Annotated in this window: 11 protein-coding genes and 2 pseudogenes; 8 read left to right on the forward strand and 5 right to left on the reverse strand. The window is 59.0% G+C overall.

All coding sequences use genetic code 11. The features are described 5' to 3' along the window. Positions 1 to 280: 280 nt before the first annotated feature. On the reverse strand, positions 281 to 637 hold the full coding sequence (locus KIP88_RS40780) for a hypothetical protein (RefSeq protein WP_214493764.1): 357 nt from the start codon (positions 635 to 637) through the stop codon (positions 281 to 283). An 867-nt stretch (positions 638 to 1,504) separates the two neighbouring features. On the opposite strand from KIP88_RS40780, the pseudogene KIP88_RS40785 reads away from it, so the two are divergent. After that, positions 1,505 to 2,260, forward strand: a pseudogene (locus KIP88_RS40785) (IS5 family transposase). A gap of 105 nt (positions 2,261 to 2,365) precedes the next feature. Here the strand turns inward: KIP88_RS40785 and KIP88_RS40790 are convergent. The 4 genes from KIP88_RS40790 to KIP88_RS40805 all read right to left on the reverse strand — a co-directional run bounded on the left by KIP88_RS40790 (position 2,366) and on the right by KIP88_RS40805 (position 5,622). Further along, entirely contained in the window at positions 2,366 to 2,950 is a 585-nt protein-coding gene (locus KIP88_RS40790) for an aminodeoxychorismate/anthranilate synthase component II (RefSeq protein WP_213251441.1), read from the reverse strand. Beyond that, a complete protein-coding gene (pabB, locus tag KIP88_RS40795) occupies positions 2,947 to 4,338 on the reverse strand; it encodes an aminodeoxychorismate synthase component I (protein WP_057854455.1) in 1,392 nt (463 codons plus the stop codon). The genes KIP88_RS40790 and pabB overlap by 4 nt, the downstream gene beginning before the upstream one ends. A gap of 117 nt (positions 4,339 to 4,455) precedes the next feature. Continuing rightward, positions 4,456 to 4,815: a Dabb family protein gene (locus KIP88_RS40800; RefSeq protein WP_213251442.1), complete on the reverse strand. Its 360-nt coding sequence runs from the start codon at positions 4,813 to 4,815 to the stop codon at positions 4,456 to 4,458. A gap of 171 nt (positions 4,816 to 4,986) precedes the next feature. Beyond that, complete coding sequence (locus tag KIP88_RS40805) at positions 4,987 to 5,622, reverse strand: GntR family transcriptional regulator (protein ID WP_057854457.1); 636 nt, start codon at positions 5,620 to 5,622, stop codon at positions 4,987 to 4,989. A 227-nt stretch (positions 5,623 to 5,849) separates the two neighbouring features. On the opposite strand from KIP88_RS40805, the gene bioB reads away from it, so the two are divergent. The 7 genes and pseudogenes from bioB to KIP88_RS40840 all read left to right on the forward strand — a co-directional run. Continuing rightward, positions 5,850 to 6,845: a biotin synthase BioB gene (gene bioB / locus KIP88_RS40810; RefSeq protein WP_214493765.1), complete on the forward strand. Its 996-nt coding sequence runs from the start codon at positions 5,850 to 5,852 to the stop codon at positions 6,843 to 6,845. Positions 6,846 to 6,895: 50 nt separating this feature from the next. Beyond that, positions 6,896 to 7,249: an aspartate 1-decarboxylase gene (gene panD, locus KIP88_RS40815; RefSeq protein ID WP_057846713.1), complete on the forward strand. Its 354-nt coding sequence runs from the start codon at positions 6,896 to 6,898 to the stop codon at positions 7,247 to 7,249. An 81-nt stretch (positions 7,250 to 7,330) separates the two neighbouring features. Continuing rightward, positions 7,331 to 8,485, forward strand: a complete 1,155-nt coding sequence (locus KIP88_RS40820; RefSeq protein ID WP_214493766.1) for an 8-amino-7-oxononanoate synthase — start codon at positions 7,331 to 7,333, stop codon at positions 8,483 to 8,485. Further along, positions 8,482 to 9,114 carry a dethiobiotin synthase gene (bioD, locus tag KIP88_RS40825; RefSeq protein WP_057854461.1) on the forward strand — a complete coding sequence of 211 codons (633 nt, stop codon included), beginning with the start codon at positions 8,482 to 8,484 and terminating at the stop codon, positions 9,112 to 9,114. Before KIP88_RS40820 ends, bioD begins: the two co-directional genes overlap by 4 nt. Continuing rightward, positions 9,111 to 10,376: an adenosylmethionine--8-amino-7-oxononanoate transaminase gene (locus KIP88_RS40830; RefSeq protein ID WP_057846716.1), complete on the forward strand. Its 1,266-nt coding sequence runs from the start codon at positions 9,111 to 9,113 to the stop codon at positions 10,374 to 10,376. The genes bioD and KIP88_RS40830 overlap by 4 nt, the downstream gene beginning before the upstream one ends. 821 nt (positions 10,377 to 11,197) lie before the next feature. Continuing rightward, a complete protein-coding gene (locus tag KIP88_RS40835) occupies positions 11,198 to 11,398 on the forward strand; it encodes a hypothetical protein (RefSeq protein ID WP_145963732.1) in 201 nt (66 codons plus the stop codon). Between the two features lie 188 nt (positions 11,399 to 11,586). Continuing rightward, positions 11,587 to 12,017 (forward strand): annotated as a pseudogene (locus KIP88_RS40840) (3-methyl-2-oxobutanoate hydroxymethyltransferase); the annotation flags it as partial. Between the last annotated feature and the right edge of the window lie 693 nt (positions 12,018 to 12,710).

Here is a 12,710-nt window from a genome sequence, read left to right on the forward strand (position 1 = left end):
ATTCTGTAAGTCGTTGTTGAGCATTGCCCCGTGGTACCCCCTTCCCGAGGCGGAGCACGCGTCGATGCAGTTCGCGCGCCTCGGGATGTAGTTACCTGAGTGTCTCGCGCCAGAGCGTCGCTGTGGTGACGCCATCAAGCAGACCGTTATCACCGAGAGGAAATCCTCGATGAGCTCGAAGCCGGCGCGGGCTCCCTCGAACAGATCGACAACGGGGTCCGACTGAAATTCGATCGGGAGCGTCGTGACCCCGACTTCCTTCCGCTTGGCAGCTGAACCGTCAAATGCCGGCGATCGGCGGCACACCGCTCGAGGATTGGGACGCCCGGAGATAATTTAGCGCGGTAAGGACTCTCCTCCTGTCGTCGCTGTCGCCTATGAACTGCCGGACATCATCGTTGAGCGAAGCGTCATTGAGTCGACCGGCGATGGCCTGCTTGTTGTTATCAAAGAGCCAGCGGCCCAAGCCGAGAAGATAATCTACATGGCCCTTGGCGGTGCGCTCAGTGGCCGTCTTCTTGAGTGCGTTCTCAAGCCCCAAATGAGGGGGCGCATCCTCGGCATAAAGAGGCTGCCTTCTGCGACGGACGAAAACCCCACTTGATTGGAGCGGCTGCGGCACCGAAATGCCCGGCATCGCCTTACCGCCGCTACCTTGCGACTACTCGGGAGTAGTCCTCCCAGCGCGGTTGCGTCATGGACATAGGTTCCGGTGGTGGCGCGCCGACTGGATCGGTGGGGGCTGCCTGCGAGGGTCTGAATTGGCAAATTCGCCCAGCTGGCGCCTAAAGGCCGCCGCATCTGCGGACGAGAACTCCGGTGTCCTCTCCTGCGGGTCCGCGTTGCCCGATTGTTGATGTAGTCGGTTAGTTAAAGGAGATCCATCCGTTCTCACTTTCGAAAATTTAGGCCGATCCGAAGCTAGGCTCGGATCTGATGTGGAATTTCAGACGGCAGACCGAGAACGATCAAGGCTTCAACTGCGAATCTGCTTCTGGACGTCGGACCTCAACCACAAACCAGCGTACGTTCCCAAGGGGCCGCTTCCAAGCAGCTGAGCATCGGGCACTCCAATGCTCTTCCGGTGTCATCAGCCGTCTTTCGGGCGTCCGGAGACCACACTTTGCTATGTGGAGCTGTCGAGAACCTGACGACCCAGCGCTCTTCAGCCGTCCGGCGTCAGGGCAGCATCATGCGCGCGCCTACGATCAAGCGGAGACCTTAGCGTGCCGCATTGACTACAACCGAGCGCGCAGTTGTAAGTCCGCAAAACACCTTAAAGGATCATGGTGCAACTTTCTCGCGAGGAGCGTCACAAAACGGCTCGCCCGATCGATGGCCTTGCGGTCTCATTTGTTGATTCCGGGGGAGCGCACGGGATGATGCCTTTAGCTCGGCCGCTAATCGGACGCGGCGAGGGGCTCTCTAGGATTAGGTGCTGTGGACTTTTGGGGATTCCCTTGAGGCGGCAATCAGATTCAAGGCTGCTTTTTGGGGGACAGTCTTGGGTGTGATGGACGGCTTGGTCTTGAGCGACGCGGCGTGGGATCGGATAGGGCCACTGATCATCGGCCGGCCCGATCAAAGGGGATCGACGGGACGCGACCACCGGATGTCGTGGAGGGCGTCCTTTGGATTGTGCGCACGGGTGCTCCCTGGCGTGATCTTCCAGAGCTGTTTGGCGATTGGAACAGCGTTTTCCGGCCCTTCAGTCGCTGAACACCCAGGTTGTTTGGTGGCGAATCTTCGAGGCGATGTCCGCTAATCCGGACTTCGAATACCTGATCGTTGATTCCACCATCGTCCGAGCCCATCAGCACGCTGCCGGGGCTAAAAAAAGGCCTGAAGATCGAGCCATCGGCCGTTCTCGCGATGGCCTGAGCACCAAGATCCACATGGTCGTTCGAGGCTTGGGATGCCCGTGCGGCTCACACTAACTGCGGGTCAGAACGGTGATACACCGCAAGCCGCAGCCTTGATAGAGGGATTATCCGCCGAAGTCGTCATGGCTGACACGGCCTGTGACGCGGACCACTTACGCCTAGCCAACGCCCGCCAAGAGCGGACTGTCATTCCCAACAACCGGTCACGGGGGCTCAAATATCCGCTCGACAAGTATCTCTACGCCCAGAAACATCGTGTGGAATGCGGCTTCAGCAAGCTCAAGCAGTTCCGACGCGTAGCAACCCGCCTCGAAAAACCGCCCGAAGCGATTGCGCCGTCGTCACTCTCCAGCCATCATGCTGTGGATGTGAAATAAGTGTCCACACGACCCATCTGCTTAGTACCTATCAAACCCGCAGAAGCTGACGAATTCGCTTCCGTGCGTCCAGCTGGCAATTGTGCGACACGCTCTCCGATAACCTTACGATCTACGAGTCTCTGCGAGTCGCAAGAAGTTCATCAGTAGCAGCTGCCCTTGTTGAGTGAGTATCGATTCCGGGTGGAACTGCACGCCATAGGTCGGGTGAGAGCGATGTGCGAGGGCCATGATCTCGCCTTCGTCCGAACGCGCTGTCACTGCGAGTTGCGGTGCGCATGACCCGTCGAGCTCAACAACAAGCGAATGGTAGCGTCCAACGCAAAGTGGGGACGAAAGGTCCTTGAACAGTCCGCGGCCGTCATGGGCTACGTATGAGGACCGGCCGTGCATGGGACGACGTGCACGCGCCACGCGTCCGCCGAACGCGCTCCCAATGCACTGGTGTCCGAGGCAGATGCCCAGAATTGGGACGCGACCTGACAGTTCGCGGATGACGGCGGTCGAGATTCCGGCCTGAAGTGGTGTGCAGGGACCAGGGGAGAGGACCACGGCGCGCGGCTTGAGGCCGGTAAGGTCGCTGACGCTGACGGCGTCGTTCCGTATCACTGCCGTTGCTGCACCTAGCTTGCGGAAATAGCGGGCAATGTTGAAGACAAAGGAGTCGTAGTTGTCGATGATGACAATCAAAATGCACCACAGCTCCCAGCACGAAATGCGTCAAAGATTCGCTGCGCCTTGGCGAGCGTCTCCTCGTATTCGGCCTCTGGATCCGACATCGCCGTGATCCCGCTCCCTGCATAAAACACAGCCAAGTCATCGTCGAATGTGACCGTGCGGATCGCAATGTTCGTATCCATGTGCCCGTTGAAGCCGATAAAGCCGATCGCCCCGCAATAGACCTCTCGCGCCACCCGCTCGATCTCCGCAATAATTTCCATCGATCGCACCTTGGGCGCCCCGGTGATGGAGCCGCCGGGAAAGCACGCTCGCAGTAAGGTGACGGCGTCTTCATCTCCGGCAAGTTCACCCGTCACGGTCGACACGAGGTGGTGCACTGAGGCATAGGATTCCAGGGCACACAGCGCTGGAACCTCGACCGACTGCGGCGTGCAAACACGTGACAGATCGTTGCGCAGGAGGTCGACGATCATCGTGTTCTCGGCACGGTCCTTTTCGGACGCGAGGAGGAGTTCAGCGCGGCGCCGGTCGTCCTTGGAATCAGCGGAGCGCGCGATCGTGCCCTTGATCGGGCGCGTTTCGACCTGCCGTCCATTAAGTTTGAGGAATCGTTCTGGCGAGCTCGAGGCAATGGTCAGCCTGCCATAGCGCAGGAGGGCCGCAAAGGGGGCCGGGTTCAACGACCGCAGCCGACAATAGAAAGCCAGCGGATCAAATGAGCTCGACAGGCGGGCGCTGAAGCGCTGCGCAATGTTCGCTTGGAAGATGTCGCCAGCCAGAATCAAGTCGATGACGCGCTGCACCGCCGCAATGTAGCCCTCACGGCTGAAGTTCGAATGCCATGCGCCCGCTGTGGCGGGGAGGTCATTCCGCGGCGCCCTTGGGCCGGCGAGCCGCGCTGCAAACTCATCGGCCCGACGGCGCGCACGCTCGCGCCGTCGTGCGAGATCCTGCTCCGGCCATCCGGTCGAGACGAGCCAGCATTTTTCGTCACGGTGGTCGAAGCTGATGACCACATCATAGAAATGCAGGATGGATTGCGGCAACCTCTGACCGGAAATTGCCGGCGCGGGCAGTCGCTCCAGTGTCCTGTTCAGATCATAAGCAAAGAAGCCGGCCGCACCACCCTGGAACGGCGGCAGGTCGGGACGATGCTCTTCGCGGTACCTGGCGAGCAGGGTGCGAAGAGCTCGCCACGGATTGCCCGCAAGAGTCTCTCCGTTGCAACTCGCCTGTCCGTCCGCGACCATATAGGTGCTGAAGGGGTCGCAGGCCATATAGGAGTAGCGCCCGAGCAGCTGCGGTGCAGCGCTATCGAGGAACGTCAGGTGCGGTCGATGCGCGAGACAGCGCATCGCGGTGACAGGCTCAATCCACTGCAGTTCGCGGACGTGCATCGCCTTGTCACTCACCGACGATTGGCGTGCTGGTGAGACGCGCTCCGATTACGAATCCCCACCCCGACGAGAGCGACGCTCGTCTGGCCCCGCAAGGTCTTGAGATCGATTGCCAGGTTAACCCCCGCCGGTGGACCCGAAGCGCCCACTACCTTGGCTTACCGCTGCCGTCGAGGCGAACCGCGCATCTGTGGCTACATTATAGTCGGCCGCGAACCGCAGCTCCCGGAGGGATCGTACCCGCCTGATCGATTCCTGGTAGAGATCGTGCGCTTTGTATGCTGCGAGCTCCGTCTCGTTGTCGAACTCACCATAAACCACCACGTCGATCTCGTTGCCAAGCTGGTCGGTCTTGCGGTTGCGCGCAACCTCGAGCCGGCGTGCATGCGGGATTGTGGTGAGAAGCGAAAGGCCTTCGATGATTTGGTCGATATGGGCCCGATCTTTGGCGCTGAACAAGACGATGTGACGAATCATGGATGGCCTTAAGGAGTGATGTCGCAAGGAGGTCGCATAACTAGCTTAGGAACGAGCCCGCTGCAACGGCGGGCGGCCGCAAGCCGCCTCGCGCGGCAAGACGGTCGAAGGTTTGACGCTCTTGCGCTTCGCCCGCGGTCGGCAACGCAACTCGCCAGATCTCATTCCTGGTCAGGACGCGGGAAGGGCGAGGCGCTCAATCGTTTGAATGTGGCGCGCGAGCAGACTACAGGCCTGGTCGGTGTTGCGCGCTCGCAGGGCTTGCAGAATCAGGCGGTGATCCTGATTGGACCGCGGTCGCCAGCCGCTACTGCGCGCCACCGCGAACACGACTCGTGAATTTGCAAGCTGTAGTCCGTCGAGGCTCGCGAGCAGGCGCGGCATCGCGCAGGGCGCCACCAGCGCGTGGTGAAAGGCGCGGTTGGCCATTTCAAAGTCCTGAATCGTTTGGGCATTGTCTCCTTCAATCAGGGCAAGCTCGATCCGTGCCAAATGTCTAGAGGTGAGCTTTGGCGCCGCATTGCGCAACGCGACCACTTCGAGCGCGGCACGCATCTCGGCGATCTCCTTCACCGAATTGGTATCGAGCGGAGCAACCCGCATACCGCGACGGGGCACGCCGACGACAAGCTGTTGGGCCTGAAGTTGCCGAAACGCCTCGCGCACCGGGACGTGGCTGGAGTTGAATTCTCGCGCGACATGATCCTGCCGGAGTGGGGCGTCTGGTTGCAGCGCGCCGCTGACAATGCGCGCAGCGATTGCCGCTGCAATGCGACCCGCCATCGTCGTGTTCTCGTCGTCCGTCATAGATTATCTATCAAATTATGCGCCGGCCGTGCGCGACGACTCGGCCGTAGCAATCGAGAATGGCCTCTTTTTGCAGATTTTCTGCAATCCGGGCAGATTTCCGGGGCCTTTGAGCGTTGACACATCTTTATGTTCGTCTTGGAGAACGCATAGAAGGGTCCAACGGACGGGCACACATAATAAATAATCGACGTCCTTATCTATTAAAAATTGGGAAGGCAAGTTGTATGGTTGCTGTCGTGGGAGTAGAAGGGAATGACAGGGGCAACGGCGTGCCGGTCCGAAGTGACTGGGAGCGAGCCGAGGCCGGCGCGCTTTATGGCCCGCCGTTTGCCGACCTGATGTTTCAGGCGCAGTGCATTCATCGCGATAACTTCGATCCAAACCGCGTCGAAACAGCAAGCCTGCTCAGCATCAAGACCGGCGGTTGTCCGGAAGACTGCGGCTACTGCGCGCAGAGCGCGCACTACGACACCAGCCTGAAAGCCACCCGCCTGATGGATCGCGCCGATGTGGTCGCCACTGCGCAGCGCGCCAAGGATGCCGGCGCGACTCGCTTCTGCATGGCCGCCGCCTGGCGCGGTCCAAAAGATCGCGATCTCGATCAGATCTGCGACATGGTCACCGCGGTTAAAGGGCTTGGCATGGAAACCTGCGTCACGCTCGGCATGCTGACGCCTAAGCAGGCCGCACGGCTCTCCGAGGCCGGTCTCGACTTCTACAATCACAACGTTGACACCTCGCCGGAGTTCTACGACAAAATCATCACCACCCGCACCCTGCAGGACCGCGTCGACACACTTGCGCACGTCCGCGATGCCGGCATCAAGGTGTGCAGTGGCGGCATTATCGGCATGGGCGAGCGCCTCGAGGACCGGCTCGGCATGCTCGTCCTGCTCGCCAATCTGCCGAGCCATCCGCAAAGCGTGCCAATCAATCTATGGAACGAGGTCACGGGCGTACTGGTCTATGACACCGCGGAGCGCCCCAATCCGATCGCGCTGGTGCGCCTGATAGCGACGGCCCGAATCATGATGCCGAAGAGCGTGGTGCGGTTATCCGCCGGACGGCAGTACATGACCGACGAATTGCAGGCGCTGTGCTTTTTGGCCGGCGCAAATTCGATCTTTATCGGCGATGTACTGTTGACCACCAAGAACCCGCAGCGCGACCGCGACGCGAGTTTGTTGCACCGGCTCGGCATCACGTCCGGGCTTGCCTGATTGAAAACAGCTAAACGGGCGCTGTGCGCAAACTCCGGCTTAGGTGAGAAATGCAGATTACGTTGATGAAAGGCAAAATCCATCGCGCCTCGGTAACCGAAGCCGATCTGTACCTTGAAGGTTCGATTTCGATTGATCGGGCGCTGCTGGACGCGGCGGGATTCCTGATCAACGAGCGCGTCGAAATCTACAACATCGAAACCGGAGCGAGTTTCGCCACCGAGGTGATGGAAGCGCCCCGCGGGTCTGGCGCCATAGATTTGAACGGTGCGGCTGCGCGGCTCGCGATGCCCGGAGACAAAATTATTATCGTTGCATATGCCTCCTTTGATGAGGCGGAAGCAAAAATCTTCAGGCCGCGTGTTGTGCTGGTCGACGGAGAAAATCGCATCTTGTCACGTTGAAAGCTAAGGTCGCTGCTGAAGCAGTTGTTCTTAGCGGCCAATGGAATTCTTGCGCGATGGATCGTGATCCTGGAGTGAAGAATGAACGCAAACCACGCGGCCAAAGTTGCCGATTATGTCGCGGCCTTGCATGCCCTGAAACACGACAATCGCCTGCGGAGTCTCAGGCCGCGCGCGGGAATTGATTTCGCATCGAACGATTATCTGGCGCTCGCGAGCGCGCCGCGTATGAAAAAGGCTCTCATGGCCGCTCTCCAGGCCGGCACACCAATCGGCGCTGGCGGGTCGCGGCTTCTCCGCGGCAATTGCGAGGAGCACGAAGTTCTCGAAGCAGCCGCTGCCAGGTTCTTTGGGGCAGAGACGGCGCTTTTCTTTAGCGGCGGTTATGTCGCAAACTTTGCTATCCTAACAACGCTGCCGCAGCGGGGCGATTTGCTTGTCCTCGATTCGCTCGTGCACGCGAGTATTCATGAAGGAGCGCGAGCTGGCCGGGCCGACTTTCGGATAAGCGCCCATAATGACCTCCAGTCGATCGAAAACACAATTCTTGACTGGCGGGCCAAAGGCGGAGTGGGCCGCGTCTGGATCGTGGTCGAAAGTCTCTACAGCATGGATGGCGATTTCGCGCCGCTCGAAGAGCTGGTCGCGATTGCGGACCGGCACGATGCATTCCTGATGGTGGATGAGGCTCATGCCACAGGCGTTTACGGCGAGCAGGGACGAGGACTCACCGCGCCCCATGAAAGGCGCGAAAATCTCTTGGTCGTTCATACCTGCGGCAAGGCGCTGGGTACGGCCGGCGCGCTTGTCACTGCCTCCGGCGTGCTGCGCGACTTTATGATCAATCGCTGCCGTCCGTTTATCTACGCCACGGCGCCATCACCCTTGACGGCTGTCGCCGTGCGCGAGGCAATCTTGATCCTGCAGCAGGAACCCGAGCGTCAGCAACGTTTGGCCAACCTGGTCGCATTCACGCATCGGGAGATCGGCGTGCGCGGTTTGCGAAATACTTCGGACTCGCAGATCGTGCCCTATATTGTTGGCGACAACTCGCGTGCGATGCGGCTTGCATCGAGGCTGCAGGCTCGCGGCTTCGATATCCGCGGAATCCGGCCGCCAACTGTGCCGGCGGGCACAGCCCGTTTGCGAATTTCACTGACACTCAACGTTGTGGAGGACGACGTGCGCGCGATGCTCGATGCTCTCATAGAGGAGACGAGAGGTGAATCTCGATGAGTCAGCGGATCGTGGTAACAGGCACAGATACCGGGATCGGAAAAACGGTTTTTTCTGCGGGACTCGCCGATCTCCTCGGCGCGAACTATTGGAAACCGATTCAGGCCGGCCTCGAAGGGGAGACCGATACGGAGCTCGTCGCACGGCTGGGCAGCCTCTCAGCCGATCGCATCGTGCCGGAGCTTTACCGCCTTCGAACGCCCGCTTCGCCCTATCATTCCGCCGAAATTGATGGAGTTCGCATTGACGCGGATTCGCTGGATGTGCCGGATACCGGGGAACGACCGCTAGTGATCGAGGGTGCCGGCGGGCTGATGGTGCCGCTGAGTCTCGGCGCAGTTTATGCTGACGTCTTTGAGCGATGGCGGCTTCCAGTCGTGCTTTGCGCAAGAACAGCGCTGGGCACCATTAATCACTCGCTGCTGTCGATAGAGGCTCTGCGAAAGCGCCAGATCGAGCTTCTTGGGATTGCGTTCATTGGCGAGAGAAATTCTGAGACTGAGAGCGCAATTTGCGAGATCGGGCGGGTGCGTTGGTTAGGGCGATTGCCCTGGCTTTCTCCTCTCACGGCAGACACGCTGCAGGCCGCGTTCAAAGCCTCATTCCGCGGTGATGATTTCAAGCCATGATGCCAAAGACTAAGTCGCCGATCTGGCATCCGTTCACGCAACACGCGCTTCAAAACGAGATGACAAAGGTTGTGCGTGGTGAAGGGGCCTATCTCCACACCGCCGATGGTCGCCGCATCATCGATGCAATCTCATCCTGGTGGGTCGTGACGCATGGTCATTGCCATCCACATATCGTGAGCGCCATCCGGGAACAGGCAGGCAAGCTCAACCAGATCATCTTCGCCGGCTATACCCACGATCCGGCCGAGGAGGTTGCGGCGCTACTCTTGAAACTGGCACCCCGCGGCCTCGACCATGTCTTCTTCTCCGACAGTGGCTCAGCCAGTGTGGAAGTGGCCTTAAAAATGGCACTCGGCTACTGGCATAATATCGGCAAACAGCGAATACGCATCATCGTGATGCAAGATTCCTACCACGGCGATACGGTTGGGGCGATGTCGGTCGGTGCCCGAGGCGTGTTCAACGCTGCGTATGGGCCGCTGCTGTTCGACGTCACCTCAATCCCATTCCCCGCGGGAGGTCGTGAGCAGGCGACGCTCGACGCGCTCGAGTCCGCATGTCGAAACGAAATGCCGGCCGCCTTTATTGTGGAGCCTCTGATATTGGGGGCAGGCGGGATGCTGATGTACCCAGCCTGGGTGCTAAGAGAGATGAAGCGGATCTGCGAGGCCTCGGATGTCCTGTTCATTGCCGACGAGGTCATGACGGGCTGGGGCCGCACCGGAACGTTATTTGCCTGTGAGCAGGCCAATGTCACGCCCGATATTGCCTGCTATTCGAAGGGACTTACGGGAGGGGCGCTTCCGCTCGCCGTGACACTCTGCCGCGCAGATATTTTCGACGCACACTATTCGAAAGATCGTACGCGTACGTTCTTTCATTCGAGTTCATATACCGCGAATCCTGTAGCCTGCGCCGCCGCAAAGGCCAACCTGGATCTCTGGCAAGATCAGGAAACTCGCCAACGTGTTGCATCGGTCGCCACGATGCAAGAGCAGGCAATTGAGCCATTCCGCGCCGACCCTCGCTTTGCAAACATCCGTCAAACTGGTACCATTACAGCACTCGATCTGAAAACGAATGATGCGGGCTATCTCGCGGGCATCGGTCCGAAGCTTCAGGCTTTCTTTAAAGCCCGCAATCTGCTGCTGCGGCCGCTCGGCAACACGATCTATGTGATGCCGCCTTATTGCGTCACGGCGATAGATCTTGACCAAATCTATGCCGCCATCAGGGATTCTGCCGATGCGCAGGCTTGAGGACGGCTTTGGTGCGTGTAGCCACCATTAAACGTCTCCGCACGTTCTCTAAGGAGCGCGAACACCTCGGATTCGCCTAGGCAGCCGCAAAATCGGCATCTCACCCAGCCCACAGTGACCATGCATTTCGAGCAGCTGGAGATAAAAATCGGATTGCCGCCTTTGACACCGCAAAGCACGAGGTGGCAGCGACGAGATCGGGGCGAGTGCTAGCACACGCACCCCATCAGCAAGGCCTGTTGAAATCGGTCGAAGAAACGCGTGCGAGCGCAGGATTAACCGTCAACGCGCCGCTCATTGCATCAATCAAGACGAAAATATTCGTTACAGATTGGAAATCTCAGCGAAGGACGCCGATTGAGCCGTCGCTTCACCAGGGAGGCGCACATCAGGGTCAAACTCTTGCCCCCAGCGCCCGTACCTACCGCGAGACTTGGCATCGCCGACGCGGCATTTCACGTGCGGGCGTGGTGCTGAGGCGAAGAAAGTGCAGGGGCTATCCACCTAACGCCGATAGGAGGCGAAAATGCGCAACAGCTCCCATATTCCCTACTACGGTCCAGTGAGGTGCTGTGCGATATGCGGCGGAAAGTTCGGGCTGATCCGCTACTACTGCTGGCGAACGGCCCTTTGTTCGAACAAATGCGTCGACCACTTCAAGGCGCGGCGGGAGGCCGACCACAAATGGCTTCGCTGGTTGCGAGCGGCTTAAATGTGGCACCGAGTCGCGGGAGACAGGCGCGCGGCAGAAGCGCATTAGCGGAGTTGACAAACTTCTCATTAGAATTCGGTGTGACGCTAGAGTAGCATGGAAGCATCAAGTGACAGACACGTCGGCAACAATCATCGACTTCACTGCTTACAGGATGAACAAGCGTGCTGCGGCTGAGCTGTCGCGCGACGAAGTTTACTCGACCGCGCCCTATCGAGCGGTCGCATCCTTCTATTTCTTCTGGCCTTTTCTGGCCTGGATCCCGTTTGGTTTGCTGGATCTGCCAGCGTCGGACCAGGAGCCTTCGTGAGCAATGCCCGGACGCTGCGATGGGAATTAGCGACAGAGATGGTTGCGCGACGACTAAGTTTGTGCGTAGTTCTCCAATTTTGGAGAGGCAAGATCCTTCCTTCCCTCTACCATTGACGGTTTTCTCTCAAATTCCCTAGGAATCATTGGCTGCAGGGATACGGGGCGAGCGATCGACCGGGATCTAAAATGAGCCACAGTTCGGAGCAGCCTCTTGAACGTGTCGCCATCCAATGCTGCAGCGGTGGACAGTGGAGGGACGTCGTGTCGCCGGGGCACAGCGTACGAGGCTATTACGACACGCATCGTCGACGTCATCCTGGCCGGAGATAGCGTTGGCAACGTCTGCCTCGGATTCGGCAAACACAGTGCCGGTCAGTGGCCATGGGAATTATTACTTAGATGCGGTTGCGCGCACACAGGCCAGACCCATGCCTTGCTTCTGGCGGAACGCCGGAGGCTTCCTTCAGCGTGGCAGCGACGCCGTGAAGCTCAAGGGTGGTGCCAAGCGTGTCGAAATGGCGCGTGCCTTGGTCGATTCCGAAATTCCTGTGACGAACCGTCTCGGCCTCACCCCTCAGAGCGTTAATGTCATGGGTGGATCCAAGGTGCAGGGAAGGAAAGCCGATGAGAACCAAACGACTGAGTGCTAAGAAAAAACGGAAACTTGCACTGGATAGGTGTTTTCGTGGATGAGCAGTTTTTAAAGGACCGGGCCCAGATCATTCGCGATCTAGCGGACAAGGCAGACCCTTTCACCAGAAAAAGGCTGCTGGACCTAGCGGAACGGTATGACAGACGGATGAGACCGACGGTCTCAGATGACAAAGCACGGCGCAACTAATTGGTCGTCTGGAAGTATTCCGACGGATCTGGCGGCTCACGGTTGATTCGATGTGGCCGATTTCGTGAACTCGATATACATGAGCGACGCTCTGGAGTCCGCTTGAAGATACCCGACCGCAACCTTTCTTGCAGAGCCGCTCGCCCGAAGACGCGAAGGCAGCTTATTACAATTACGAAGACGTCAATCGCCGGCCTTGCGGAGGCGTCCTATTCGCGAAATCAAATCGAAAATTGGATGGGTGAGACCGTACGCCGGCATTTACGAACAACTCTTCGCCAAGGGGCTAATGACCCTGTATCTGCGCGAGAACCTACTCGCACCATGCGTTTTTGCGTTCAAAGCCCATTGAATCCTGCAAGTCAATCTCTTGCTGGAGGCAGAAAAAAGGCCGCGCGAATGTTACGCGCGGCCAAGTCAGGGAGGAAACGCCCCAAGGGGCCGCTGAAGGAGCATCGAGATGAGTAGA

It is taken from the genome of Bradyrhizobium sp. SRL28 (assembly GCF_018596315.1).
Lineage (GTDB): Bacteria > Pseudomonadota > Alphaproteobacteria > Rhizobiales > Xanthobacteraceae > Bradyrhizobium.